Source organism: Arthrobacter sp. Rue61a (assembly GCF_000294695.2).
GTDB classification, from domain to species: domain Bacteria; phylum Actinomycetota; class Actinomycetes; order Actinomycetales; family Micrococcaceae; genus Arthrobacter; species Arthrobacter aurescens_A.
Genome location: NC_018531.1, coordinates 4,551,319 through 4,577,385, shown reverse-complemented (window position 1 = coordinate 4,577,385; position 26,067 = coordinate 4,551,319). Strand labels below are relative to the sequence as shown.

Sequence of the window (26,067 nt, the reverse complement as noted above, 5' to 3'; positions counted from 1 at the left end):
ACCATCAACCGAAAGGAGCCGGCCGTGCCGCAAGAACAGTCAGCACAAGCGCTCGAATCCGAGGAACTCGTGCCGCCCGCAGAGGCGCATGCCGCGCACGTTTCCCCCAAGAAGGTGGAAACCCAAGCCGATCTCAGTGCTGAGATGAAGGGCATCAGTGACCGCTACGCCGAGGCACTGAAGAACGGCCGGGGCCCGGAGACCATGCCGCGCCTGGACTACGCACCGTACCGCAGCAGCATCCTGCGTCACCCCACCAAGAACCTGCACCACGCGGACCCGGAGACCATCGAACTCTACTCGCCCGCTTTCGGTCACCAGGACGTTCACGCGCTGGAGTCGGACCTGACCATCCAGCACAACGGCGAGCCCCAAGGTGAGCGCATCATCGTCGCCGGCCGTGTCCTTGACGGTGACGGCCGACCGGTGGCCGGTCAGCTTGTGGAGATCTGGCAGGCCAACGCCGCCGGTCGCTACATCCACAAGCGCGATCAGCACCCCGCGCCTCTGGATCCCAACTTCACCGGCGTCGGCCGCTGCATCACCGGTGACGACGGCTCTTACAGCTTCACCACCATCAAGCCCGGTGCGTATCCGTGGAAGAACCACCTGAACGCTTGGCGTCCGGCGCACATCCACTTCTCCATGTTCGGCTCGGAGTTTACGCAGCGCATCGTCACCCAGATGTACTTTCCGGGCGACCAGCTGTTCCCGCTGGACCCCATCTACCAGTCGATCGTGGACCAAGATGCCCGCGACCGTCTCGTGGCGGAGTACGACCATGAGCTCACCAGCCCCGAGTGGGCGCTTGGCTACAAATGGGACATCATCCTGACCGGTTCCAAGCGGACCTGGACGGAAAACGAAGCATACGGCGACGCCGGGGACGAGGAGTAGGCACATGAGCAAGCTGACACCCACACCGGGCCAGACCGTAGGCCCATTCTACGGCTACGCACTCCCCTTCAACAAGGACAACGAGCTCCTGGCTCCGGGCAGCCCCGGCAGCATCCGCCTGCAAGGCACGGTCTACGACGGATCCGGCAGCACCATCCCGGACGCCATCCTGGAGATCTGGCAGCCGGATTCCGAGGGCAACATCGTGCAGCGCACCGGTTCGCTGGTTCGCGACGGCTACACGTTTACCGGCTGGGGTCGCGGCTCTGTTGGCAACTCCGGCGTATACACCTTTACCACGGTCAACCCCGGCCCCACCAAGCCCGGCGCTGCGGCGTTCATCTCCGTTGCGGTCTTCGCCCGAGGCCTCATGAACCGCCTCTTCACCCGCGTGTACCTGCCGGAAAACGAAGAAGCATTGGCTAACGATCCCCTGCTGAGCTCCTTGGATCCGGAGCGCCGCAAGACGCTGATCGCACGCCGCGATCCCGACGGCGGCCTCACTTGGGATATCCGCCTGCAGGGTGGCGACGAGACCGTGTTCCTGGACTTCCAGCAGGACGGCTCGCTGGAAACCAGCGTCAACGCGGACACACCGGCATGACCGACGGCGATTTCGGCCTCCTTAGCCCCGTCTCGGCGTCGCCCGCTGTGGCTGCGCTGACGGGCGACCGTGCCGTGATCGCGGCAATTCTCGACGTCGAAGCCTCCTGGGCTGCCGTCCTCGAGGACGCGGGGCTCGTCCCTGCCGGGTCTGCCGCTGTGGTGGCCGAAGCCGCCCATGTGGACTCCTACGACGCCGCTTCGGTGGCGGAACGGGCCCAAGGTGGCGGAAACCCGGTGATCCCGCTGCTCGGTGACCTCCGTGCCCGGGTCAAGTCCGTGGACTCGGCCGGGATCGGCGCCGGCAAAGCCGTCCACACCTCGCTGACCAGCCAGGACGTCCTCGACTCCGCCCTCATGCTGCTCGCCAGCCGCACCGTTTCGGCGCTGCTGCTGGACGTCAAAGGCACGACGACGGCGCTCGCCGCCTTGGCGGAACAGCATGCGGAAACGCTGTGCGTGGGCAGGAGCCTGACGCAGCACGCACTTCCGTACACGTTCGGACTCAGGTCTGCTCAGTGGTTCCAGGGTGTTGCGGCTGCGGCTTCACGCTTGGAGTCCTTGGAGCTGCCGGTCCAGTTCGGCGGAGCCGGCGGCACGTTGGCCTCCGGGACCAAGCTGACTGCCGGTTCAGCTTCCACGCCTTTCACGCTGGCCGACTCGTTGGCTGCCGCACTTGGCCTCGCCCCGGCTGCCGCTCCCTGGCACACCAACCGCCTGGCCATTACGGCGTTGGGGGACGGCCTCGCTGCACTCATCGATTCCTTCGGCAAGATCGCGGCGGACCTGCTCTTCCTGAGCCGACCTGAAGTTGCGGAACTCGGCGAACCTTTGGCGGCCGGGCGCGGTGTTTCTTCCGCCATGCCGCAGAAGCAGAACCCAGTCCTGTCCGTGCTCATCCGCAGTGCGGCGTTGCAGGCTCCCGGCCTCGCGTCGCAACTGCACCTGGCTGCGGCCACCTTCAACGATGAGCGACCCGATGGCGCCTGGCACAGCGAATGGCCTGCTTTGCGTCAGCTGCTCGCGTTGGCCCTGGGCGCAGCCGGACACCTCCGCGAACTCACGGAAGGTCTTCGCGTCTTCCCGGATGCCATGCGCCGGAACCTCGAACTAACAGGGCCGCTGCTGCTCAGCGAAGGTGTGGCTGCCGCCGTCGCTCCTCTGCTGGGCGAGGACGGAAAGCAGAAGCTGCAGGCCGTCGTCGACGAAACCCTGAAAGCACCCGCCGCCGAGCAGTCCCGCATTTACACCAAGCTGCTGCGCGAAACCGTCCCTGCGGACAAGCTGTCCGATGCCGAACTCGAAGCACTCCTGAATCCCGCAAGCTACCTCGGCGAAGCCGCACAGATCAGCCGTAGGATCCTTGCCGCGTACCCGGACTATGCAGGATTCTCCTCGAAAGGAGCCACGCGTGGCTAAGCCAACTGTCAAGGCCGTGCTGCTCTCCCCGCAGCGCGAACTCGGAGCCAAACCGCTCCTGGTGGTAGGTCCGTCACTGGGCACCTCCACGATCCTCTGGACGGAAACCGCCGCGCTCCTGGGCGACGAGTACGACGTCATCGGCTGGGACCTCCCCGGCCACGGCATCTCGCCGACAGTCACTGAAGGGTTCGATGTCGCGGAACTTGCGGACGCCGTCGTCGATCTTGTCGATTCGGTAACCCCGGGCGCCAACTTCCACTACGCCGGTGTTTCGTTGGGCGGAGCCACGGGCCTGCAGCTCGGCATCAAGCACGGCGACCGGCTCCGCAGCCTGTCCGTCCAGTGCAGCGGCGCCAAGCTCGGCACACCCGAAGGCTGGCTGGAGCGTGCCGAAACCGTCCGCAAGCTGGGCACCCCGGTGATGATCCAGGGCTCCGCTGAGCGGTGGTTCGGTCCCGGTTTCATGGAGCGCCAGCCGGACATCAGCAGCCGCCTCCTGCACGCCCTGCGCGACGCCGACCGCTTCGGCTACTCGTTCTGCTGCGAAGCCCTCGCCGCGTTCGACGTCCGCGAGCAGCTCGGCAGCATCACCGTCCCCACCCAGGTGATCGCCGGCGTCGAGGATTCCGTAGCGCCGCCGTCTGTGGCTGAATCTGTTGTTTCGGGTATCACGGCCGGCGGCGGTACCGCTGAGGCTGTAGCGCTCGACGGCGTCGGTCACCTTGCCCCGGCTGAGGCACCGGCAGTGGTGGCTGAACTGATGAGCAACTTCATGAAGGAGAACGGACGATGAGTACTGTTTCCGGCGATGCCGAACGCAACGGTGCCGTGCAGGCGGACGCCACCGCGCAAGACATTTACGACGCCGGCATGGTGGTTCGCCGCGAAGTGCTGGGCGACGCGCACGTGGACCGAGCCAACGCGAACAAGGATTCCTTTACCGAGGACTACCAGGACATGATCACCAGGATCGCCTGGGGTGGCATCTGGACGCGGCCCGGCCTGAGCCGGCACATGCGATCCGCTGTCACCCTCACGGCGCTGGTGGCGCACGGTCACTGGGAGGAGCTTGCCATGCACGTCCGGGCGGCCCTCAACAACGGCCTGAGCAGGGACGAAATCAAGGAAATCCTGCTGCAGACCGCCATTTATTGCAGTGTGCCGTCGGCCAACTCGGCCTTCAAGACGGCACAGACAGTATTCGCTGAGATCGACGCATCCGAACCCAACTGAGTCGCACTTCAGGTGGGAAGAACGAAAGAGAAACCCATGAACCAGGCTTTCGTGTACGACGCCGTACGCACGCCCTTTGGCAAGTTCGGCTCCGGCCTTGCCGCTGTCCGTCCCGATGACCTTGCCGCACACGTGGTCCGCGAGTCCGTTCGCCGGGCGCCGGGGTTGGACGTGGAGCGGATCGACGAGGTGGTGTTCGGCAACGCCAACGGCGCCGGCGAGGAAAACCGCAACGTCGCCCGTATGGCCACCCTCCTGGCCGGCCTGCCCGTCTCCATTCCGGGCACCACGGTCAACCGGCTCTGCGGCTCTTCCCTGGATGCTGCCATCATCGCTTCGCGGCAGATCAACGCCGGCGACGCTGAGTTGATGCTGGTGGGTGGCGCGGAATCCATGAGCCGTGCGCCGTGGGTGCTGCCGAAGACCTCCAAGCCCTACCCGGCCGGGGATATGACCCTGGCGTCCACCACGCTGGGGTGGCGTTTGGTGAACCCGGCCATGAACAAGGACTGGACCATTTCCCTGGGCGAAGCCACCGAACGCCTCCGCGAGAAGTACGGGATCACCCGTGAGCGGCAGGATGCTTTTGCGGCAGATTCCCACAATCTGGCCGACGCTGCGTGGAACGAAGGCTTCTACGATTCTTTGGTGTCACAGGTTCCGGGCACCGATCTGGTCCGTGATGAGGGCATCCGTGCCGGATCATCGGCGGAGAAGCTGGCTGGGCTGAAGACCGTTTTCCGGCCTGAGTCCTCAGGGCCCGACGGCGGTACGGTCACCGCCGGGAACGCCTCGCCGTTGTCTGATGGTGCTTCGGCTGCGTGGATCGGTTCGGAAGCGGCTGCTGGGATGCTGGGCATGGAGCCCCTGGCCCGCATCGCCGGCCGTGGTGCGCATGGCAACGATCCCCAGTTCTTCGGATTCGCGCCGGTGGAAGCGGCTAACAAGGCCCTTGCGAAGGCGGGCATCGGCTGGGACCAGGTTGGCGCCGTCGAACTTAACGAGGCGTTCGCCGCGCAGTCGCTGGCGTGCGTTGACGCGTGGGGGATTGATCCCGCAATCGTGAACCGCCACGGTGGTGCGATCGCCATGGGCCACCCGCTCGGTGCCTCCGGTACTCGCATCCTTGGCACGCTGGCCCGTTCCTTGCAGGTTTCCGGGCAGCGCTGGGGCGTCGCAGCGATCTGCATCGGCGTGGGCCAAGGCCTGGCCGTGGTGCTCGAAAACGTTACTGCCGGCGCATCGGCATAGGAGGGTTAAGGATCATGCTGAATTTCATTGACACTGTGGGCGAGGCTGTCGCCGGCATCAAGGACGGCTCCACCGTGATGATCGGCGGCTTCGGCAACGCCGGGCAGCCGTTCGAACTCATCGATGCCCTGATGGATTGCGGCGCCAAGGACCTGACCGTGGTCAACAACAACGCCGGCCAGGGCGATCAGGGCCTCGCGCTGCTGATCAAGGAAGGCCGGGTCCGGAAGATGATCTGTTCCTTCCCGCGGCAGTCCGACTCCTGGCACTTCGATGCCAAGTTCCACGCCGGCGAGATCGAGCTGGAACTGGTCCCGCAAGGCAACCTGGCCGAGCGCATCCGCGCAGCCGGCGCCGGAATTGGCGGGTTCTTCACGCCCACCGGCTACGGCACCACGCTGGCGGAGGGCAAGGAAACCCGTTTGCTGGATGGAAAGTGGCAGGTGTTCGAAACGCCGATCCACGCCGACGTCGCGCTCATCAAGGCACTCAATGCCGACGGCAAGGGCAACCTCGTGTACCGCAAGACCGCCCGGAACTTCGGGCCCATCATGGCTGCGGCGGCCAAGCACACTATCGTGCAGGTCTCGGAGATCGTGCCCACCGGTTCCCTGGACCCGGAGAACGTGGTGACCCCGGGGATTTACGTCAACAGTGTGGTCCGCGTCGATTCTGCCGGAACAAAAGAAAAGGTGGCCTGAGCATGAGCACCCAGACAAGCATCCAGACGTCCGAGAAACCGCTGGGCCGCGACGAGCTCGCCCAGTTGGTGGCCCGCGACATCGTTCCCGGCTCGTTCGTGAACCTGGGCATCGGCCAGCCGACGCTCGTGTCCAACTACCTCACCGAGGAACAGAACATCACCCTCCACACGGAGAACGGGATGCTCGGCATGGGCCCGGCCGCGGAGGGAGACGAGATCGACGGCGACCTCATCAACGCCGGCAAGATCCCCGTCACCGAACTGCCCGGCGCCTCGTACTTCCACCACGCAGACTCGTTCGCGATCATGCGCGGCGGGCACCTGGACATCTGCGTGCTCGGCGCCTTCCAGGTCTCCGCCACCGGTGACCTCGCCAACTGGCACACCGGCGCCCCGGATGCGATTCCCGCCGTCGGTGGCGCAATGGACCTTGCCACCGGCGCCAAGGACGTCTTCGTGATGATGACTTTGTTGACCCGCGAGGGCGTGTCCAAGCTCGTGGAGCAGTGCACCTACCCGCTGACCGGCGTCGGCTGCGTCACCCGCGTGTACACGGACAAGGCTGTGTTCCTGACAGGACCCGACGGAGTCACCGTCCGGGAGACGTTCGGCTGCACGTTCGAGGAAATCCAGGAGCTCGTACCGTTGCCCCTGAAAAAGGCAGAGTAGGCCCCGCAAGTTCCGGCCCTGCGCGTTGTGAGGCCCGCTCGGCAGGGTTTTCGGGGCGTGAGCCCTGCGGAGTAGGCCCCGCAACGCACTCTAGGATTGGTAACCATGACCGACTCCGCAGTTACTCCGCAGGCCAGCGACCAGTACGTCCAGTCGCTGGCCCGGGGACTCGCAGTGATCCGGGCGTTTGACGCGAACAACCCCGTGATGACCCTCAGTGAAGTCGCTGCCCGCACCGACCTGACGCGCGCCACGGCCCGGAGATTCCTGCACACCTTGGTTGAGCTCGGCTACGTCCGCACCGACGGCAAGACCTTCGCGCTCACTGCCAAAGTGCTTCAGCTCGGATACTCGTACCTCTCTGCGCTTTCCCTGCCTCAGTTGGCCCAGCCCCACTTGGAACAGCTCAGCCTGAAGCTGGGAGAGTCCACCTCGGCCGCAGTGCTGGACGGGCCGGACATTTTCTATGTGGCCCGCGTTGCCACACGCAGAATCATGAACGTCGGCATCACAGTTGGCACCCGCTTCCCGGCATACGCAACGTCCATGGGTCGCGTCCTGCTCGCTGGACTGCCGCAGGCCAAACTGGAGGCCTACCTCACGACGGCGGAACTCACCCCGCTCACGCCTCGAACCGTCGCCAGCGTGCCCGACTTGCGGGCCGCCGTCGAACGTGTCCGTACGCAGGGCTGGTGCCTGCTCGACCAAGAGCTGGAGATCGGGCTGATGTCCATCGCGGCGCCCGTGTGGAACCACAACAATGGCGACAATGTCGCGGCCATCAACGTGTCGCTTCAGGCCCAAGCTGTAGCGGCGCAACCTGACCCCGCAAAGTACCTGGATCATGTGCGCCAGGAAGTCGTAGCCACCGCCAACGCCATCTCCCAGGACGTGTCGGCGAAGCACTGACTACTTCCGGATCGCTGCCAACCGGGTCTCCAGTATTCGGCGCACCAGCGAGTCCGGCACAGGATTGTCCGCAGAAAACCGCAGCGTTCCCGGCGACCACGAGTAACCCCCAAGCTCCTCCGACATTTCCGGCAGGATCTGCCCGCTGAAGGGATACAGGGCAAGGTGCTTCTTGGTTTCCAGCACGCTGAGGAAGCCCTTGCCATCAACCAGCAGCGCGGGCATTCCGTAGCTGACGCCTTCTTCGGCGTCCGGCGCAAGTTCGCGGGCGATCCTCACAATCCGCTCCAGAATTCTGCGGTTGGCCTCGCTGACGCCCTCAAGATATTCGGTGACGGTTCCCATAGGGACATGGTTCACCACGCGCACCCAAAACGGCCAGAGGTTTAGCGCTCCGGGATCACCGCGATGCCCTGGATTTCGATCAGGGCCTCTTTCTGCCACAGGCGAGTGACACCGATGCCGGCCATTGCGGGGTACTGCGAGCCCGCCATTTCCCGCCAGATCCGTCCGATTTCACGGCCGTTGGCCATGTAGTCGTCTACGTCGGTGAGGTAGATGGTCACGTTGACCAGGTCTTCGGGCTCTCCGCCAGCCTCACGAAGAGTGGTGATCACGTTGGAAAACGCCTGCGTGAACTGTTCCACGATGCCACCGGGAACGATGTTCATGTTCTTGTCCAAGGCCGTCTGCCCGCCCAGGAAAACGGTGTTGCCGGCAAGGATGCCGTGCGCGAAGCCCGATGGCTTGGGCAGCGATTCCGGGTTGATCGTTGTGTGGCTCATGCTGTTCCTCCTCGGTTGTGGCAACTGCAAAAACTTTTGGAAAGCCTCTGTGCAGATCATTTCCGCCGTGCTACGTTGAGCATATGTGACGATCGTAAAAAAGTCGACACATCACAAAATCTCGAAGGGAACCCGCAATGAAACTAGCCACCTTGCGCACGGCCGGCGGACGTACGACGGCGGCACTCGCCACGGGCAACGACTCATACCTCGCGTTGCCCGCCTCTGATGTTGGGGCCCTGCTGGCCCAGCCGGCGTGGCGGTCCATGGTGGAAGAAGCCGCGGCGTCCAAGGAGCAGACGGTCATCGACGCAGCGGCCGCTGAATTGGCGCCGCTCCTGCCCCGCGCAGGCAAAGTCATCTGCTGCGGTTTGAACTACGGTGACCATATCCAGGAGATGGGCCGAGACCTTCCCGAATACCCCACGCTCTTCGCCAAGTACGCGGACACCCTGGTCGGAGCGAACGACGCCGTGGAAGTCCACGGCAGCGGCCGCGTCGACTGGGAAGCCGAGCTCGCCGTCGTGGTGGGTTCTGAACTGTTCCGCGCGGACGAAGACCTAGCCCGTGAGGCAATCGCCGGTTACACGGTGGCCAACGACGTTTCCATGCGCGACTGGCAAAACCGGACCCTGCAGTGGTTCCAAGGCAAAGCCTGGGACGGCACAACCCCCGTAGGCCCGGTCATGGTCACCGCGGATGAAGCCGGGGAACATTTCGACGTCCGCGGCTACGTCAACGGCGAGCTTGTGCAGCAGGGGAACACCAGCACTCTGGTGTTCGGCCCGGCGCAGCTGCTGTCCTACATTTCGCAATTCACCACCCTGCGCCCCGGCGACCTGGTCCTTACGGGAACGCCCGGGGGAGTGGGCATGGGAATGACCCCGCCGCGCTTCCTCAAGGACGGCGACGTCCTCACCACCGAGATCGACGGGATCGGCCGGTTGGAGAACCAATTCCGAATCCACGCACCCGTCGCGGTCCCCGCCTGACAGCAAACGTCCAGAACCACCAGTTAAAAGGAGAAAACCCATGAGCCAGACCACCACCGAGTACCAACTCGAAGGCGATAACTCCATCTACGCGCAGGCTGACGGCAAGGTTGTCCCGGTTGTCACCCGCGCCGGAGCTGAGGACACCAACACTGCCCAGTCCGGCGATTGCATCCGCGTCTCCGGCGTCAGCATCCAGCACACCCCGGCAACCAAGATCTGGTTCGGCCAAGTGTCCAACACCCCCGGCTACCGCTCACTTCCGCACCACCACGGCGAGGCTGAGACCGGCGGCTACGTGCTCCGTGGCCACGGCCGCATCTACTTCGGCGAAAACTACTCGGAGTTCATCGACATGAAGGCCGGCGACTGGGTGTTCGTGCCGCCGTTCATGCCCCACGTTGAAGCCAACATGTCCATCACGGAAGAACTCGTATGGCTTACCGCGCGCACGCCGGAAAACCTGGTGGTCAACCTCGAAGACGTTGCCGACGATACCCTCGCCGACTACCGCCGGGCCTAAGCCATGATCACTGGAACCCTGACGTCCGAGACCTTCCTCAAGGCCGTTGAACTCACGCCCGCAACGGCCGAGGTCTTCGACGAAGCCTATGAAGCAACCACCCAATACGTTCCGTGGCCAAAAGCCTATGGTGGAGACATGGTGGCACAGGCTGCGGCCGCAATGATGCGGTCCGTTGATGCTGACAGGGCTCTGCACTCGATGCACAGCTACTTCATGCGTCCCGTGGATATCGGTTCCAGTGTCCGGTACGAGGTGGAGCGCCTCCGGGACGGCCGGGGTTACTCCACACGCACGGTCCGGGGCTTCCAAAACGGCAAGCCCGTGTATGCCGCGATGGGTTCCTTCCAGGTTCCCGAAAACGGCCCGGATTTCCAACCCGAGGCTCCTGCCGCCGTCGAGCCTGAATCGCTGAGGAGCGCTGCTGAAGCGCTGGACGGAACCGATGGTCCTGCAGCGGACTACTGGTCCACGGGGCGCAGCTTCGATATGCGCCATATTCCAGGGCCGGTATATATCGAGTTGGAGGGCGGTTCGGTGCCGCAGCAAGCGATTTGGGTCAAGGCCTTCGACGCCCTGCCTGACGACGCCGACCTCCACCGCACTGCACTTGCCTACGTCTGCGATTACACGATTCTGGAGCCACTCCTCCGGGTGAACGGACTCAACTGGTCCAGCCCCGGACTTGCCACCGCCAGCCTGGACCACTCCATGTGGTTCCACCGCGACGGTCGCGCCGACGACTGGGTGCTCTACGCCCAGGACGCAATCTCCGGTCAAAGCAACAGGGGCCTCGCCATGGGCCGCTTCTTCGATCGTCAAGGAAGGCTGCTTGCCACGGTCGCCCAAGAGGGCATGATCCGGGCCGGCGCCTGAACAGTTTTGCCCCAACCTTCATCCGCTTCAACGACGCACCACTGAAAGGACCGGCCATGAGCATGTTGCCATCGGCCCACGTGGACACGTTTACCCGCGACCACCTGCCGCCCGCCGATACTTGGCCTGCGCTTGAATTCACCCTCCCCGAACTCCACTACCCGGAGCGGCTCAACGCTGCCGCGGTGCTGATCGACGACGCTGTCGAACAGTACGGCGCAGACCGCCCGGCCTTGCGGACCCCTGATGGCACTGTTTGGACCTATGGTCAGCTCCAGCAGCGTTCCAACCAGGTGGCTCAGGTCCTCACCGAAGACCTCGGAGTTGTTCCGGGCAACCGCGTACTTCTCCGTGGCCCCAACAACCCGTGGATCGTCGCTGCCTGGCTCGGCGTGCTGAAAGCGGGAGCGGTAGTGGTGACCACCATGCCCATGCTGCGCTCCAACGAAGTCTCCACCCTCATCGGTCTCACCAAGCCGGTGGTCGCGATATCGGACCACCGCTTCGTGGACGAGCTCGCGGTCGCGGCCGGGGATGCTGTCACCGTGCTCGCCTATGGAGCGGACGACGACGGCGACCTCAGCTCCCGCTGCGGGCGCAAGAGCGGGGTGTTCACTGCCGTGGACACCTCCGCGGACGACGTTGCCCTGTTGGGTCCGACGTCGGGCACCACGGGTGTGCCGAAGGTGACCATGCACTTTCACCGGGACATCCTGGCCAACGCGGACACGTTCGCCCGTTACATCCTGCAGCCCACCGCGGATGACGTCTTTGCCGGTTCACCGCCGCTGGCCTTCACTTTCGGGCTCGGTGGCTTGGTGGTCTTCCCGCTTCGGTTCGGTGCGTCGTCGCTCCTGACCGAGAAGGCGGGCCCCGTGGAGTTGGCCGAGCATGCCTCAAAAGCCGGGGCCACCATCCTCTTTACCGCGCCAACGGCCTACCGGGCGATCCTCAAGGAAAACCGCGGGGACCTCCTGCGGGGCCTGCGCCTTGCCGTCTCTGCCGGAGAGCACCTCTCCAAGGAAACCTGGGAAGCAGTCCGGGAGGCCACGGGCCTGCGATTGGTCAACGGGATCGGCGCCACGGAGATGCTGCACGTCTTCATTTCCGCCGCCGGTGATGACATTCGCCCCGGAACCACGGGCCGCGCTGTCCCGGGGTTCAGGGCCACCATCCTGGACGACGACGGCCATGAACTCGGCCCCGGCAAGATCGGCCGCCTGGCAGTGATCGGCCCCACCGGTTGCCGCTACCTGGACGATCCCCGGCAGGCGAACTACGTGGTCAAGGGGTGGAACGTCACCGGCGACACGTTCTCCATGGACGCTGACGGTTACTTCACGTACCAGGCTCGCTCGGACAACATGATCGTCTCCTCCGGCTACAACATCGGTGCGCCCGAGGTTGAAACGGCCATCGATCAACACCCGGATGTGGTGGAAAACGCGGTCATCGGAATCCCGGATGAGGAGCGCGGAAGCATCGTTTGCGCGTTCATTGTCCTGCGCGAAGGCATCACCGGCGACGCCGCAAAGCGCAAGGAAATCCAGGACTTCGTGAAGCAGACCATCGCCCCGTACAAGTACCCGCGCGACGTCCGCTTCGTCAACGAACTGCCCCGCAATCCCAGCGGCAAACTCCAGCACTTCAAGCTCCGCGACGGACTCCTTTCAGAAAATGCGGCGACGGCCCCATTAGAGAGTGCCCCGGAAAACACCGAACAACTTACCCCCGCCGGCCAGAGCCAGGCCTGAGAAGGAGCAACACCCATGAAAATCGCAATCGTTGGAGGCGGCCCCGGCGGGCTGTACTTCGCAGCACTGATGAAGCAGCTGGACCCGTCGCATGACATCACCCTCTGGGAACGTAACGCTGCCAGCGACACCTTTGGCTTCGGCGTCGTATTTTCCGATGAGACCCTGGGCGGCATCGGCAACGCTGATCCCGTGGTGGCTGACTACATGAGCCGACGCTTCGCCCGCTGGTCCGATATCGACATCCACTTCCGCGGCGAGATGATGACGGTGGGCGGCCAGGGCTTCGCTGCCATGAGCCGCAAGGAATTGCTGGAACTGCTTCAGCGCCGTTGCATCGAACTGAACGTGGACGTGCGTTTCAGTACCCTGGCTCCGGCTGTTGAGGAACTCGAAGCGAACTACGATCTGGTGCTTGCCGCGGACGGCATCAACTCGCAGATCCGTACTAAGTACGCTGACTCGTTCAAGCCGAACCTGGACCCGCGGACCAACAAGTTCATGTGGCTCGGTACGGACCAGGTGTTCGAGGCCTTCAAGTTCTTCGTGAAGGAAACCGAGTGGGGCGTCATGCAAATCCACGGTTACCCGTACTCGGATGAGGGTTCCACGTTCATCGTGGAAATGCACCAGGACGTGTGGCACGCCGCCGGCTTCGACGAAACCGCCGACGAAATCTTCCCTCCCGGCGTCTCCGACGAGAAGGCCATCGCCAAGATCCGCGAGATCTTCGCCGAGGAACTGAACGGCTACGAGGTCCTCACCAACAACTCCAAGTGGATCAACTTCACTACGGTCCGCAACGAGAGCTGGCGCCACAACAACGTAGTGCTGCTGGGCGACGCCGCCCACACCGCCCACTTCTCCATCGGTTCCGGCACCAAGCTGGCCATGGAGGACTCGCTGGCGCTGGCCGCCTGCCTGCACGAGCACCCGGATGTCGAGTCCGCGCTGGTCGCATACGAGGCCGAGCGTCGGCCCGTGGTCGCTTCCACCCAGCGCGCAGCCCAGGCTTCCCTTGAGTGGTTTGAGCGCATCAGCCAGTACAAGGACCAGGACCCCACCCAGTTCGCGTTCAACCTGTTGACCCGCAGCCGCCGCATCACCCAGGAAAACCTGCGCCTCCGCGATCCTGAATTCGCAGACGCCGTGGACCGCGGCTTTGCCGAATCCCAGGGCCTCAGCGAGGTGGCTCCGGCCATGTTCCAGCCCTTCCGCATCGGCCAACTGGAGCTGAAGAACCGTATTGTCGTCTCCCCGATGGACATGTACTCGGCCACGGACGGTATTCCGGGCGACTTCCACAAGGTGCACTTGGGTTCCAAGGCACTCGGTGGCGCCGGCCTGGTCATGACCGAGATGATCTGTGTCTCCGAAGCCGGCCGCATCACCCCCGGCTGCAGTGGCCTCTACACGGATGGCCAGCGTGATAGCTGGAAGGAAATTGTGGACTTCGTTCATGATCGTTCCACCGCCAAGATCGGCGCGCAGCTGGGCCACTCGGGACGCAAGGGCTCCACCAAGCTCATGTGGGAGGGCATTGACCAGCCGCTCGAGTCCGGCAACTGGACCGCGGTGGGGCCCTCTGCACTGCCGTACAGTCCGGAGAACCAGACCCCCGTTGAGCTGGATCGTGCCGGCATGGACGCCATTAAGGCGGAGTTCGTGGCCTCAACCGTCCGCGCCGAGCAGGCAGGGTTCGACCTCCTGGAAATCCACGCGGCCCACGGCTACCTGCTGTCCTCCTTCCTTTCGCCGGTGTCCAACAAGCGGACCGACGAGTACGGCGGCAGCTTGGAGAACCGGCTGCGGTTCCCGCTGGAAGTGTTCGACGCCGTTCGTGCGGCTTGGCCTGCCAGCAAGCCGGTGACGGTGCGCATCTCAGCCACGGACTGGATCGATGGTGGCAACACTTCCGATGATTCCGTGTCCATAGCCGCGGCATTTGTTGAACACGGTGCTGCGGGCCTGGATGTCTCCACCGGCCAGGTTGCCAAGGAGGAGAAGCCCGCGTTCGGTCGTAGCTACCAGACGCCTTTCGCCGACCGCATCCGTCAGGAAGTTGCTGCTCCGGCAGGCGTGGCTGTGATCGCCGTCGGCGCCATCTCCACCTACGACGACGTGAACTCCATCCTCCTCGCGGGCCGCGCGGACCTGATCGCCTTGGGCCGTACGCATCTTTATGATCCCCAGTGGACGCTGCACGCCGCTGCCGAACAGGAATACCAGGGCCCCGGCGCCGAGTGGATCCCGCAGTTCCGTGCCGGGCGTCGAAAGCCACCGAGCTCACGAACTGACGCCGTTCGTCCGCGCCTGTCCTTGCTCAAGGAAACGGACATCGAAGAGGCCAACACGCATCTTCGCTGGACTCCCGAGTCCGCCGCAGCATCGGTTTTGGTGAAGTAGCCATGGCCACCGCACCGGTCAACGACTGGAACGTGCCCAAGAAGACCACCGGCCTGGTGTTGTTCTGCTGCTGGCTCGCGATCCTCGCCGAAGGTTACGACGTCGGCGTCCTGGGAGCCATCCTCCCCGCTCTTGCCGAATACAAGGAATGGAACCTCAGTCCGCTGGCCCTTGGCGGACTCGGATCATATGCCTTGATCGGCATGCTTATCGGAGCCCTGTTCATCGGGACGCTCAGCGACCTCGTGGGCCGCAAGAAAATGCTGTTGGCCTCCATGGTGATCTTCACTCTCACCCAGGCCGGAGCAGCGTGGGCTCCGACGCCGGAGCTCTTCGGCATCTTCAGGCTCATCGGCGGCCTGGGCATGGGCGGTGTCATTCCCGTGGCAGCGGCCCTGACCATTGAATACTCGGCTCCGAATAAGCGCTCCTACAACTACGGCCTCATGTACTCCGGTTACTCGCTGGGAATCGTCGCGGCCGCACTTGCTGCGTTGTTCGTGCTGCCCCTCGGTGGTTGGCGTGCCGTCATCGCCATTGGCGCTGCGCCGGTGGTGCTGATTCCGATCATCTGGAAGTTCCTCCCCGAGTCCCTGGAATTCCTGGAATCAAAGGGCCGGAGGGCGGAGGCCAAGGCTCTGGCTGCCAAGTTGAGCATCACTGATTACCGGCCGGTTGTCCCCGTGGCGCCCGCAGCCGGTATGCAAGCCGATCCGTGGTGGAAGACCATCACCACCATGTTCTCGCGGAAGTACATCCGTTCAACGGTGTTCTTCTGGATCTCACTCTTCTGCGGTTTGGTCCTGGTTTACGGGCTCAACACCTGGCTGCCCAGCATCATGAAGAAAGCCGGATACGATCTCGGCTCGTCCCTGACGTTCCTCCTGGTCTTCAGCCTTGCTTCCGCGATCGGTGGCTTGCTCCTGGGCCGCGCTGCTGACAAGTACGGGAAGAAGCTCATCCTGGTGGTCTTCTACATCCTGGGCGGCTTGGGCATCATGCTGCTGGTCTTCCCCAACACCATGGTGGTCAACCTGCTGTTCGTGGCCTTCGCCGGTGTCGGGTCCATCTCCACGTCGCTGGTCTTGACCGGTTACATCGCCGACTACTACCCGGCGAAGGTCCGCGGTACGGCGACGGGTTGGGCCCTGAGCTTCGCCCGTTTGGGAGCTATCTCCGGGCCGTTGATTGGTGGCTGGATCGCAGGCTCCAAGCTGCCGTTTGAGGCCAACTTCGCCATCTTCGCCGGGATCGCCGTACTTGCGGCAGGCGCTGTGGCGATGATTCCCAAGCCGCAGCCCGAGGTGCCGGTTGCCGCCGTCGACGTTGATCCTGACGACATCGCCGTCAGCGCCCGCTAGGAGAATCATGGACAGGTTTCCGGAGGCGTGCGTCGAGCGAACGGTGGAGTGGGTGGACACCGACGCCTCCGGACACCAGCACAATTCAGCCATCCTGCGCTGGGTTGAGGCTGCGGAGGCCGAGCTCTTCCGATCGCTGGAGTTGCCCGACTATTTCCCCAGCGCCCCGCGTGTGCAGCAAGTGATCAATTACCAAGCCAAGCTGTGGTTCGGCCAGCGCATCACCGCAACGGTGAGGATTCAGGCGCTCGGCCGGACCTCGCTGACCATGGCTTTCGAAGTAACGTCCGACGCCGGTGAGGTGGCCGCGCACGGGACGGTCACCACGGTGCACGTACCTAACGGCAGCACCACTGCACGGCCTTGGCCGGAACACTTCGTCAAGGCCGTGCAGGGTTCCTAACCCCTCGCCGCGAGCGCGAGGCGGGTTGGCTAGCGCAGGCCTTTCAGGATGTTCTTGGGCCGCTGCATCTCCCCGTGCTTGGCGCCAAGAATGATCACCCAGGCTGCGAACGCAGGGATGGCCCACTGGAGTGCTTTCAGCTGCGTTTGGGCGGTCTTCAATTCATCCGATGCACCGGCGCGCGGCTCCGTGGCACCCTGGGCGCCTTCATCGGAGAGCTCATCTACCTTCTTGCCCACAACACCTGCGTACAGGGTGACTGCAGCTCCAGCCAAAGTCACTACGGTCTTGTAGATGGTGTTTGCGGCGACGCTGTCCTGCTTGGCGATACGGCCTTTGTTTTCCCAAGCGATGGCAAGGTCCGCGGCCAAGTGTCCGGCGAAAGCTGCGGTCTGGATCGGAGCCCATTTACCCCAGCCTTTGCTTGAGAGGCGGGTGCGCTCGGTGGGATCTTTGGCTTCTGCTGCGGCGCCGTTGAGTCCGATGGCCCCCATCAAGGAGCCGCCGAACCATGCAGCGGCTGTGAGGTCGTGAATTGAACGGGCTACGAGATTTCCTGCCATGATGTGCTTCCTATCGTTGATACGGAAAGTACTCCGGGTGGCTGCTTAGCCCCGTACGGGGAGTTCGCGCGTCCATCTATAGTAAGCATGCTTACTAAGGCGCGGCCAGCTCGCCGGTCTTTCGTTTCACGTTCATGTCTGGTTCACCGATGGCGCGGGCGCTCGGCAGTTACGCTTAGCCGGTGGAGCAGCTCTACGCGATTCTCGCGTGCATAATTCTTGGCCTACTTGCGATCTTCCAATTGGCACTGGTGGCCGGTGCGCCCATCGGGCGGTTCGCTTGGGGTGGCCAGCACGAGGTCCTGCCGCGGAAGCTGAGGATCGGCAGCATCGTCTCCATCCTGCTGTACGTGCTCTTCGGCTACACGGCGTTGGCCAAGGCCGAGCTGGTCCCCGCGTTGATCAGCCAGCCCTTCACCGACGTCTTCATGTGGGTACTTACCGCCTACTTCACCCTGGGTGTCGGCATGAATGCGATCTCCCGCAGCAAGCCCGAACGCTTGGTCATGACGCCCGTGGCGCTGGTTCTCGCCGTCCTCTTCCTGCTTCTTTCGCTGGGCTGACCCTCGCGGACAAGGCACGCGTCCCGCGACATACCAGGTAATGGCAATGCCGCGCTGGAACATTGGCATTAACTGCCAACTCGGCGGACAGTCCCGCACCTATGATGAACTGGACTGGCGCCGGAACTCCGGCGCGGAAATGAGGGCCTTTAGATGTTCGCCGTTCCGGCACCCCCGGTGCGCCACCAGCAGCTGCTCGTCACGATTTTCGGTCTCTACGGCCGGAACGCCGGTGACGCATTGCCGGTCTCTGCGCTGATCTCCATGCTGGGTTCGCTCGGCTACGATGCTCCGGGAGTGAGGTCGTCGGTCTCCAGGCTCAAGTCCAAGGGCGTTCTGAAGAGCGTCCGCGAGGGCGGGATCGCCAAGTACAAGATTTCGGAGTCCGTCAGCGACGTGTTCCGTGAAGGGGACCGGCGGATCTTCGCGCCGGAGCAGCCTGCGCCGGTAGACACCTGGGTGCTGGCAGTATTCTCGGTGCCGGAGTCCATGCGGAACCGCAGGCACCAGCTGCGGTCCGCGCTGCTGGGGCTTGGTTTCGGTTCCGTGGCCAACGGAGTGTGGATCGCACCCGCGCACAAGCTGGAGCAAGCCCGGGAACGCCTCACCGCGAGCGACCTGATCGAGTTCGTGGATCTTTTCCGGAGTGACTACGTCTTTGACGGACCCATGCGTCCCAAGATCTCCGAATGGTGGGACCTCAAGGAACTCGATGACCAGTTCACCGAGTTCCTTGAGCTCTACGACGGCGCTGAACAGCAGTGGGCCGAACGCGTTGGGGACGATCCGGAGGTCGCCGTTGCTGAATCCACCGAAGAGCTGCGGCGCGACGCTTTCCGCTATTACATTCCGATGCTCACCATGTGGCGCAAGTTCCCGTATCGGGACCCGAACTTGCCCGCCGATTACCTTCCGCCCGAGTGGCATGGACCGGCGGTTCGCAGGACGTTCCAGGCAGTACATCGCTTGGCGGCACCCCTTGCGGCGGCGCACGCGCACGAGGTCATCGCTGAGGCCCTGAACCCGGCTGCCGCCTGACTACTCGCTGGCGGACTGATCGCCAGTGGGTGGCGTGTCGATGATGCCGAACGTTTCACCTTGTGGCCCTTGCACGATTGCCATGCGTCCGAACGGACTGTCCATGACAGGTGCCAGCAGGGAGGAACCCAGCTCCAGGGCCTTTTCTGCGGTTCCATCAACGTCGTCGCTGGCGAACCAGGCCAGCCAGTAGTTCGGCAGACCTTCCGGCATGTCCGTGTCGTGGTGGACTCCGCCCACTTCCCGGCCGTCCGATGGGCGCTTGAACGTGGAGTAGGTGAAATCGTCCCCGCTGATGTCCTGGTAGCTGGCGTCGAAAACTTTGGAGTAGAAAGCCTGGGCCGAGGCGTAGTCGCGGGTGTGGAGCTCGTTCCAGCAGAGTGCGCCGTGCTCGTTGACACGTTCGGCCCCGATATGGGTTCCGGCCTGCCAGAGGCCGAAGACCGCGCCCACGCTGTCCATGGCCAACGCCATCCGACCGGAGTCCAGCACGTCAAACGGGGGCGCAATCAGCTGTCCTCCATTGGCGATTACCTTCTTGGCGGTCACATCGACATCGTCGGTAGCCAGGTATGTGGTCCAAACAGTAGCCATGCCCGGATCCTGCTTGGGGCCAACTCCCGCGACAGCGCGTCCGTCAGCGTGCGCCAAGAGGTAGTCGCCGGAGCCCTCGCCGCCGGAGACGTACTCCCAGCCGAAGAGCTCCGCGTAGTAGGACCTGGCAGCCGGCAGATCGTTGACGCCGAGATCCACCCACATGGGTGTGGCCGCGGGCCAGCTTGAGATTTTGGTGGACATGGGGCTCCTTTGGATAGCTTGCTTTGAAGGACAAAGCTGCCTCCCCGGCTGCCCGATGCGCCGGGCGCCCGAGGAGGCAGCCATCCATAGAGTGGTTGCCGGACCCGGTTCGTGACACGATTTCAATCCAAATTTCTCAGGAGCCCCGAAACAGCAGCCCAAATAAAGGCGGCGGGAAAGCGAAAGCCGCCTTCCCGCCGTCGTGCGTTGCGTGTTAGATGGTGCGGGTCGCTTTGGCGAGGTTTTCGCGGAGTTCGTCAGCGTTTTGCCGGATGACGTAGGCGGGCCGGTCGCGCTCAACGCGCCAGCTCTCCTCCAGCGGGCCGACGTTGACGGTGTCGAAACCGAACTCGTCGTAGAGCTTGGTGACGAGATCGGCGGCTTCGGGGAAATCGCTTGAGGTGGCCAGCGCCCGTCGATTCGGCGACCCTGCGGGCGTGCCGTCGGTAGTGATGTCCTTGGCGAAAATGTGGTTGAAGCCCTTAGCCACCTTGGATGTGGGGAGGTGCTTTTGGAGGAGGCCGGAGGTGGTGGCTTCACCGTTTTCCAGCTCCGGGATGCGGCCGTCGCGCTCCCAGTAGTAGTTGTTGGTGTCGATGACGATCTTGTCCTCGAGCGGTTCAACGGGGATGTCTTGATAGTTCTTCAGGGGAACGGTCACGACGGCGAAATCGCCTGCCGCTGCTGCTTCAGCTGCCGTCGCGGCCCTTGCCCGCGGCCCCAGTTCCGCTACGAGCTCGCCGAGGGTTTCGGGCCCCCGTGAGTTACTGATCACGACGTCATAGCCAAGTTCTACTGCCTTGCGGGCAACCTGGCCGCCAATGTGTCCTGCACCGATGATTCCGATTGTTGTCATATCTGCGCCAACAAGAAGTTGCAGACGCCTATTTCCCGCGTTACGCAATATTTCGTCCCGGCTTATACTAAGGAGTCTTACTATGCGGTGTGTCGCTGACGACGAGGAGGTTTGCATGGCCGGGCATTTGGAGCTGGTTGAAACCCCCGATGGGGGATGTCGAATTCTGATGGTGGACGGCGAGGATTGCCTCATGGGGCTGTCCAAGCGCTATTCCTCCGTGGACGAGGCTGTTGAAGGGGTCGCGGCGATCCGGGAAGTGGCGGGGACGGGACTTCTTCGCACGAGCTCTGCCGAGCGCTACGCCGTCCTGATGTTGGAGGAACCCGTCATCGACTCTGCGCTCGCGGAGCAGTGTGCACGGACTCAATCGAAGGTGGTTAATTGTGGAAGCTGACTCGACGTCGGGAAAGAAGCGCGGAGTCCTCTTTGATGTGGACGGAACACTGATTGACTCAAGCTATTTCCACGCCATGGCGTGGTGGCAAGCGTTCCGACGTGAAGGGTTGGACATCGAAATGTCGGCCATCCACCGGCGCGTGGGCATGGGAGGCGACCGGCTGATCCAAAGCCTGGTTCCGGATTGCCCCAGGGACATGTTGGAGGACCTGAAATCGGCGCATAGTGCTGTCTTCTCCACCTTCTGGCCCACGCTGCGGACTTTCGACTCCGTCAGGGACCTGCTGGCCGCGTGCTCGGATGCCGGGTTGGCCGTGGGCTTGGCGTCGTCAGCTCAGGAACGCGACCTGGAAGTGAGCAGGCATCTTCTCGACGCCGGATCCTCCATTGATGCGTGGACCAGCTCCAACGATGCCAAAGAGAGCAAGCCTGCCCCGGACATTCTGGAGGCGTGCCTGGACAAGCTTGGTCTTAGCCCAAAGGACGTGGTGTTCGTTGGCGACGCCGTATGGGATGTGAAGGCCGGCGCGGCTATCGGTGTTCCCGTCATCGCCCTGACCTGCGGTGGCATCAGCGAGGCCGAACTGCGCGAGGCCGGTGCCGTGGAGGTCTACGACAATCCGCGGCACCTGCTGGAGCACTTGGAAAGCAGCGCGATCGGCACGTTGATGGCTGGTTCGCTGGACGACTAAGGCCCTGGGGCGGTTGCCTGCGCCTAGCGCGGCTCGTCGCTGATTCCCTTGTCCCGTCCGCGCCGGTTCCGCAAAGTCCATATGATCAACACGATGATGATGGCCGCGGCAACGGCCGCCAGAATCCACGGCACCACATCAGTGCGCGTCTGCTCCTGCTGTTCGCTTTCGCTTGTGCCCGGGTTGGCGGGCCCGGTGCCGGCGGGGTTCGAGACGTCGGTGGTGGGCTCCGCCGTGGGTGTCGCCGTGGATGGCCCGGAGGGGTTGCTCGGCTCGGGCGCCGGGGTTGTGGTGGCGGCTACGCTGCCCAGCGCGCCGACTCCTGCGTTGGCTGCAACGGTAGTGGAAAGCATGGACCCGGCGAAAAGTGCCACGGCAAGGGTGGTCACGGCTAATCTGCGAAGCATGGTTCCTCCTGGGTTACTAGCATGATTTCTCGTGTAGTAAGCATACTGACTAAACCGTAACTGTGGATGCTTTTGGCGGGTGCCGCCCGGAGGCGTCGCGGGCGGCACCGGCCTGGCCTTACCGCGTGAGCTTGGCTGAATCCGGTTCCGGATCACCAATGTGGCCAGGTGCGTTGGCAGCGAGGACACGCTGAACAAACGCGCTGTACTCCTCCATGTAGTGCCGCAACAGCCCGGCGGTTCCTTCGTCCTTAACTGAACCGTCGTCGTCGTACGCGTCTGCGACGAAGCGGATGTAAGCCTCAGGCGCGTTCAATTGCGGTGCGTCCAGGAAGCTCAAAACGCTGCGCATGGACGACTGCATCACGGCCGTTCCAATGCCGCCCGGCGAAGCGCCGATGATTCCGGTGGGCTTGCGCGCGAATGAATTGGTGCCCCACGGCCGCGAACCCCAGTCGATGGCGTTCTTCAACGCGCCCGGAATGGAGCGGTTGTACTCGGGGGAGACGAACAGTATCCCGTCCGATGCTGCGATGGCATCCTTCAGTTCCCGGCCCGCCGGCGGGAAGTCAGCGTCATAGTCCGCGCTGTACAAAGGGAGGTCCTTGATGGCGATCTCATGGAACTCGAGTTCCGGCGGCGCGACGCTGATAAGGGCCTTGGAGAGGACCCGATTGATGGAATTGCTTGCCAGGCTTCCTACGAAATAACCGATTTTGAAAGTGTCCATAGCGGCGTTCCCTTCCGACGGCACGGCCGGAACCGGCTCGTCGACGGTGTGGTGGCTGGTTGCCCCCAGCTTCCACCGACACTAATTGACTTATGCACATAGCGCAGCCCCTACTCCCGCCCGGCCCTATGCAGTCATAGACTCATGCCAACTGGGTTCTGGAGAGTTCCGGAAAAGGGGTGGCGGGTGAAAGCAGGCATAGCGCGCGAGACGCTCGACGGTGAGCGACGTGTGGCCGCAACACCGGAAACGGTGAAGCAACTGGTGGGGTTGGGCCTTGAAGTTGAGATCGAGCCCGGTGCGGGGCTCGCGTCCGGCCACAGCGACGACGACTACCGGGCGGCGGGTGCCTCAGTGGTGCAGTCACTGGTTCTCGGATCGCTGGATGTCTATTGCCACGTACGTCCCATGGAACCGTCGACGGCGGGAGCTCTCCGCCGCGGTTCTGTCACCGTCGGCTTAGGGTCACCGTCGTCCGAGTTGCCCACCGTACGGGCACTCGCCGCCGGCGGCATCACCTCCTTTGCCCTTGAACTGGTTCCCCGAATATCGCGCGCCCAGTCCATGGATGCGCTCACGTCGCAGGCGTTGGTGGCTGGGTATCGATGCGTCCTTGAGGCGGCCATGCGGCTCCCCCGATTCTTCCCGCTGTATATGACCGCAGCAGGGACCATCCCGCCCGCCCGCGTGCTGGTACTCGGCGCCGGAGTGGCTGGTCTGCAGGCAATCGGAACCGCCAAAAGGCTCGGAGCCCGGGTTTCAGCCAACGACATCCGTCCCGCCTCGGCCGACGAGGTGGCATCCATGGGAGGCACCTTCATCAAACTGGACCTCGAAACCGCCGAGGCCTCCGGCGGCTACGCCCGGGAACTCAGCGCCGACCGGGGCGCCCTGCAGCGTGCACTCTTGACGCCCCACGTAGCCCAAGCCGATGTCCTGATTACCACCGCCGCCGTTCCGGGCAGGCGCGCCCCACTCCTGGTCAGCCGGGAGATGGTCCAAGGCATGCGTCCGGGATCTGTAGTGGTGGACTTGGCAGCCGAATCCGGGGGCAACGTTGAAGGTAGCATCCCGGGCCAAGACATCCCCATCCCTACAGGCGACGGCCAGGGCGTGGTGACGCTGGTGGGAATCAAAGACCCTGCTTCGGCCATGCCCGCTGACGCCTCACGCCTGTACGCAAAGAACGTAGCCAACCTCTTGGGCCTCATGACGCGGGACGGCGTGGTTGCTCCGGACTTTGAGGACGAAGTTATTGCCGGTACGTGCCTCACCCATGACGGGGAAGTCCGGCACGCACCAACTGCCGAAGCACTCAAGGCGCTCGCAGGGGAGACTGCGCCGTTTGGCAGCGGACATGCCAGCGGTATCCAATCCGGCAGTGAAGGGGTGCGCTGATGGACGGTATGAGCCTGCTGACAATCACGGTCCTGGCGGTGTTCGTGGGATTCGAGGTGGTTTCCAAGGTCTCCAGCACCCTGCACACACCCCTCATGTCCGGGGCCAACGCCATCCACGGCATCATCCTGGTGGGCGCCATCATCGTGGCCGGACAAGCCGCGGATCCGTGGGTACTGGCGGTCGCCCTGCTGGCCGTTGTCCTTGCCACAGCCAACCTCGTCGGCGGGTTCGTGGTGACCGACCGGATGCTGGAGATGTTCCGCGGAAGGCAACGGCCGTCGTCGAACGCTGGAGGTCCGGGAGGTTCCGTAGCTTCCGGAGGCGCGGAGCCCGCCACCACCGTGGAGCCGGGCGATAAGGGGCGCCGGCAATGACGCTGCTCAACCCCACCTGGACGGCTCTCCTGTACCTCGCGGCGGCGGCGTGCTTCATCCTCGCCCTGAAAGGCCTGAATTCACCACGGACTGCCCGGCGCGGCAATCTGATCGGAGCATTTGGCGCCCTGCTGGCAGTGGTAACGGTGTTCGTCTCCGTGAAGCTGGACAACATTCCATGGATCCTCGGGGCCATTGCTGTGGGCTCGGGTGTGGCTGCGCCGGTAGCCCGGCGCGTGCAAATGACTCAGATGCCGCAGCTCGTGGCGCTCTTCAACGGTGTGGGTGGTGGTGCCGCGGCGCTTGTGGCGTTGCTGGAACTCTCCCATACGGAAGATCCGTGGGTTCGCTTGGCCATCGTCTTCACGTTGCTGGTGGGTGCGGTGTCCTTCGCGGGCTCCGGTGTCACTTTCGCCAAACTTCAAGGGCTCATGACCACCCGGCCGGTGACGTTCCCTGGACTGCCCGCCTTGATGGCCGTGGTGCTGCTGGCCGCCGTGGGCGCCGGCATCGTGGTGATCTTGAATGGCTGGTTGCTGTTGGCGCTGGTCCTGCTTGTTTTGGGTCTTGTTGCCGGAATCTTGTTGGTGCTCCCTGTGGGCGGCGCTGATGTGCCGATTGTCATTTCGCTCCTGAACGCCTTCACCGGCTTGGCTGTCGCGGCGTCCGGGCTGGTGCTGGGGAATGTCCTCCTGCTGGTGGCCGGCACGCTGGTGGGAGCTTCCGGCACCATCCTTACCCGCGCCATGGCTGCCGCGATGGGACGCAGCGTGGCGGGCATCATGTTCGGAGCCTTCAAGGGTGGATCCACGGCTGGATCAACCGCCGTGAGTGAGCGGCCCGTGCGTTCCTCCAGTGCGGAGGACGTAGCGGTACTGCTCGGCTATGCCCAGCGTGTGATCATCGTTCCGGGATACGGGCTGGCCGTCGCCCAGGGGCAGCACACCGCGGCGGAGCTGGCCTTGGCCTTGGAAGCCCGGGGAATTGAGGTGGACTTCGCCATCCATCCTGTGGCCGGACGGATGCCGGGCCATATGAACGTACTCCTGGCAGAAGCCAACGTGCCGTACGAGTCGCTAAAGGAAATGGGCGACATCAATTCCGAGTTCAAGACCACCGATGTCGCACTCGTGGTGGGTGCCAACGACGTCGTGAATCCTGCGGCAAAGACCACATCGGGATCGCCGATCTACGGAATGCCCATCCTGGAAGTAGCGGACGCACGGCAGGTGGTGTTCCTCAAACGCTCCATGCGCCCCGGTTTTGCGGGCATTGAAAATGAGCTGTTGTACGAGCCCCAAACCACCCTGCTGTTCGGAGACGCGAAGGACTCATTAACCAAGGTGCTGGGGGCCGTGAAGGCCTTGTAGTTGATACACATCACACAAATGGGCCTTGGTAAGAGCGTCATGGACTGAGCGGTGATTGCACACGTCTTGTACAGAAACCCTTCACGGAA

30 protein-coding genes are annotated in these 26,067 nt (G+C 63.7%); 23 read left to right on the top strand and 7 right to left on the bottom strand.

The window, feature by feature from the left end; genetic code table 11:
* Nucleotides 1-24 precede the first annotated feature (24 nt).
* The 9 genes from pcaH (at nt 25) to ARUE_RS20930 (ending at nt 7,687) form a co-directional block, all read left to right on the top strand.
* On the top strand, nt 25-897 hold the full coding sequence (pcaH, locus tag ARUE_RS20970) for a protocatechuate 3,4-dioxygenase subunit beta (protein ID WP_043470866.1): 873 nt from the start codon (nt 25-27) through the stop codon (nt 895-897).
* Between the two features lie 4 nt (nt 898-901).
* A complete protein-coding gene (gene pcaG / locus ARUE_RS20965) occupies nt 902-1,501 on the top strand; it encodes a protocatechuate 3,4-dioxygenase subunit alpha (RefSeq protein WP_011776635.1) in 600 nt (199 codons plus the stop codon).
* The gene (locus ARUE_RS20960) at nt 1,498-2,919 is read left to right on the top strand and encodes a lyase family protein (RefSeq protein WP_014923229.1); all 1,422 of its coding nucleotides are present in this window, start codon (nt 1,498-1,500) and stop codon (nt 2,917-2,919) included. Before pcaG ends, ARUE_RS20960 begins: the two co-directional genes overlap by 4 nt.
* Nucleotides 2,912-3,715, top strand: coding sequence for an alpha/beta fold hydrolase (locus ARUE_RS20955; protein ID WP_043470863.1), 804 nt, complete (start codon nt 2,912-2,914; stop codon nt 3,713-3,715). The genes ARUE_RS20960 and ARUE_RS20955 overlap by 8 nt, the downstream gene beginning before the upstream one ends.
* Complete coding sequence (gene pcaC, locus ARUE_RS20950; RefSeq protein ID WP_011776633.1) at nt 3,712-4,155, top strand: 4-carboxymuconolactone decarboxylase; 444 nt, start codon at nt 3,712-3,714, stop codon at nt 4,153-4,155. The genes ARUE_RS20955 and pcaC overlap by 4 nt, the downstream gene beginning before the upstream one ends.
* A gap of 36 nt (nt 4,156-4,191) precedes the next feature.
* Entirely contained in the window at nt 4,192-5,406 is a 1,215-nt protein-coding gene (locus ARUE_RS20945; RefSeq protein ID WP_011776632.1) for a thiolase family protein, read from the top strand.
* A 14-nt stretch (nt 5,407-5,420) separates the two neighbouring features.
* Nucleotides 5,421-6,107: a 3-oxoacid CoA-transferase subunit A gene (locus tag ARUE_RS20940; RefSeq protein WP_014923227.1), complete on the top strand. Its 687-nt coding sequence runs from the start codon at nt 5,421-5,423 to the stop codon at nt 6,105-6,107.
* 2 nt (nt 6,108-6,109) lie between these two features.
* Complete coding sequence (locus ARUE_RS20935; RefSeq protein ID WP_011776630.1) at nt 6,110-6,778, top strand: 3-oxoacid CoA-transferase subunit B; 669 nt, start codon at nt 6,110-6,112, stop codon at nt 6,776-6,778.
* Between the two features lie 105 nt (nt 6,779-6,883).
* Nucleotides 6,884-7,687, top strand: a complete 804-nt coding sequence (locus ARUE_RS20930) for an IclR family transcriptional regulator domain-containing protein (protein ID WP_014923226.1) — start codon at nt 6,884-6,886, stop codon at nt 7,685-7,687.
* Here ARUE_RS20930 and ARUE_RS20925 read toward each other — a convergent pair whose 3' ends face one another.
* Complete coding sequence (locus ARUE_RS20925; protein WP_014923225.1) at nt 7,688-8,032, bottom strand: iron chaperone; 345 nt, start codon at nt 8,030-8,032, stop codon at nt 7,688-7,690.
* A 41-nt stretch (nt 8,033-8,073) separates the two neighbouring features.
* The gene (locus ARUE_RS20920) at nt 8,074-8,472 is read right to left on the bottom strand and encodes a RidA family protein (protein WP_011776627.1); all 399 of its coding nucleotides are present in this window, start codon (nt 8,470-8,472) and stop codon (nt 8,074-8,076) included.
* 137 nt (nt 8,473-8,609) lie between these two features.
* Between ARUE_RS20920 and ARUE_RS20915 the strand changes: the two genes are divergently transcribed.
* From ARUE_RS20915 to ARUE_RS20885, 7 genes are read left to right on the top strand one after another with little or no spacing between them, the layout of a single operon-like run.
* Entirely contained in the window at nt 8,610-9,464 is an 855-nt protein-coding gene (locus tag ARUE_RS20915; RefSeq protein ID WP_014923224.1) for a fumarylacetoacetate hydrolase family protein, read from the top strand.
* Nucleotides 9,465-9,504: 40 nt separating this feature from the next.
* Nucleotides 9,505-9,987 (top strand): cupin domain-containing protein, encoded by a 483-nt coding sequence (locus ARUE_RS20910; RefSeq protein WP_011776625.1) that lies wholly within the window; start codon nt 9,505-9,507, stop codon nt 9,985-9,987.
* A 3-nt stretch (nt 9,988-9,990) separates the two neighbouring features.
* Nucleotides 9,991-10,863 (top strand): acyl-CoA thioesterase, encoded by an 873-nt coding sequence (locus tag ARUE_RS20905; protein WP_014923223.1) that lies wholly within the window; start codon nt 9,991-9,993, stop codon nt 10,861-10,863.
* 56 nt (nt 10,864-10,919) lie between these two features.
* Nucleotides 10,920-12,617, top strand: a complete 1,698-nt coding sequence (locus ARUE_RS20900) for an AMP-binding protein (RefSeq protein WP_043470861.1) — start codon at nt 10,920-10,922, stop codon at nt 12,615-12,617.
* Nucleotides 12,618-12,632: 15 nt separating this feature from the next.
* Nucleotides 12,633-15,023, top strand: coding sequence for a bifunctional salicylyl-CoA 5-hydroxylase/oxidoreductase (locus ARUE_RS20895; protein ID WP_014923221.1), 2,391 nt, complete (start codon nt 12,633-12,635; stop codon nt 15,021-15,023).
* A gap of 2 nt (nt 15,024-15,025) precedes the next feature.
* On the top strand, nt 15,026-16,384 hold the full coding sequence (locus tag ARUE_RS20890) for an MFS transporter (RefSeq protein ID WP_014923220.1): 1,359 nt from the start codon (nt 15,026-15,028) through the stop codon (nt 16,382-16,384).
* Between the two features lie 7 nt (nt 16,385-16,391).
* Nucleotides 16,392-16,787 (top strand): acyl-CoA thioesterase, encoded by a 396-nt coding sequence (locus ARUE_RS20885; RefSeq protein WP_014923219.1) that lies wholly within the window; start codon nt 16,392-16,394, stop codon nt 16,785-16,787.
* Between the two features lie 29 nt (nt 16,788-16,816).
* On the opposite strand, the gene ARUE_RS20880 is transcribed toward ARUE_RS20885, so the two are convergent.
* Nucleotides 16,817-17,350 (bottom strand): ABC transporter permease family protein, encoded by a 534-nt coding sequence (locus tag ARUE_RS20880; RefSeq protein WP_011776621.1) that lies wholly within the window; start codon nt 17,348-17,350, stop codon nt 16,817-16,819.
* 182 nt (nt 17,351-17,532) lie between these two features.
* Between ARUE_RS20880 and ARUE_RS20875 the strand changes: the two genes are divergently transcribed.
* Nucleotides 17,533-17,913, top strand: a complete 381-nt coding sequence (locus ARUE_RS20875) for a hypothetical protein (RefSeq protein ID WP_014923218.1) — start codon at nt 17,533-17,535, stop codon at nt 17,911-17,913.
* A gap of 153 nt (nt 17,914-18,066) precedes the next feature.
* A complete protein-coding gene (locus ARUE_RS20870) occupies nt 18,067-18,951 on the top strand; it encodes a PaaX family transcriptional regulator (protein WP_011776619.1) in 885 nt (294 codons plus the stop codon).
* On the opposite strand, the gene ARUE_RS20865 is transcribed toward ARUE_RS20870, so the two are convergent.
* Both ARUE_RS20865 and ARUE_RS20860 read right to left on the bottom strand, forming a co-directional pair.
* A complete protein-coding gene (locus tag ARUE_RS20865; protein ID WP_187329907.1) occupies nt 18,952-19,749 on the bottom strand; it encodes a VOC family protein in 798 nt (265 codons plus the stop codon). It lies immediately after the preceding gene.
* A gap of 214 nt (nt 19,750-19,963) precedes the next feature.
* Nucleotides 19,964-20,605, bottom strand: a complete 642-nt coding sequence (locus ARUE_RS20860) for an NADPH-dependent F420 reductase (protein WP_043470859.1) — start codon at nt 20,603-20,605, stop codon at nt 19,964-19,966.
* A gap of 115 nt (nt 20,606-20,720) precedes the next feature.
* On the opposite strand from ARUE_RS20860, the gene ARUE_RS20855 reads away from it, so the two are divergent.
* Nucleotides 20,721-21,002, top strand: coding sequence for a hypothetical protein (locus ARUE_RS20855; protein ID WP_043471583.1), 282 nt, complete (start codon nt 20,721-20,723; stop codon nt 21,000-21,002).
* Nucleotides 20,992-21,696 (top strand): HAD family hydrolase, encoded by a 705-nt coding sequence (locus ARUE_RS20850; protein ID WP_014923214.1) that lies wholly within the window; start codon nt 20,992-20,994, stop codon nt 21,694-21,696. The genes ARUE_RS20855 and ARUE_RS20850 overlap by 11 nt, the downstream gene beginning before the upstream one ends.
* A gap of 23 nt (nt 21,697-21,719) precedes the next feature.
* On the opposite strand, the gene ARUE_RS20845 is transcribed toward ARUE_RS20850, so the two are convergent.
* Both ARUE_RS20845 and ARUE_RS20840 read right to left on the bottom strand, forming a co-directional pair.
* The gene (locus ARUE_RS20845) at nt 21,720-22,103 is read right to left on the bottom strand and encodes a superantigen-like protein SSL4 (RefSeq protein ID WP_043470856.1); all 384 of its coding nucleotides are present in this window, start codon (nt 22,101-22,103) and stop codon (nt 21,720-21,722) included.
* Between the two features lie 118 nt (nt 22,104-22,221).
* Nucleotides 22,222-22,833 (bottom strand): NADPH-dependent FMN reductase, encoded by a 612-nt coding sequence (locus ARUE_RS20840; protein ID WP_011776615.1) that lies wholly within the window; start codon nt 22,831-22,833, stop codon nt 22,222-22,224.
* A 186-nt stretch (nt 22,834-23,019) separates the two neighbouring features.
* Between ARUE_RS20840 and ARUE_RS20835 the strand changes: the two genes are divergently transcribed.
* From ARUE_RS20835 to ARUE_RS20825, 3 genes are read left to right on the top strand one after another with little or no spacing between them, the layout of a single operon-like run.
* A complete protein-coding gene (locus ARUE_RS20835) occupies nt 23,020-24,231 on the top strand; it encodes a Re/Si-specific NAD(P)(+) transhydrogenase subunit alpha (RefSeq protein WP_043470852.1) in 1,212 nt (403 codons plus the stop codon).
* Nucleotides 24,231-24,608 (top strand): NAD(P) transhydrogenase subunit alpha part 2, encoded by a 378-nt coding sequence (locus ARUE_RS20830; protein WP_014923211.1) that lies wholly within the window; start codon nt 24,231-24,233, stop codon nt 24,606-24,608. The genes ARUE_RS20835 and ARUE_RS20830 overlap by 1 nt, the downstream gene beginning before the upstream one ends.
* Nucleotides 24,605-25,978, top strand: a complete 1,374-nt coding sequence (locus tag ARUE_RS20825) for an NAD(P)(+) transhydrogenase (Re/Si-specific) subunit beta (RefSeq protein ID WP_011776614.1) — start codon at nt 24,605-24,607, stop codon at nt 25,976-25,978. Before ARUE_RS20830 ends, ARUE_RS20825 begins: the two co-directional genes overlap by 4 nt.
* Nucleotides 25,979-26,067: the final 89 nt, after the last annotated feature.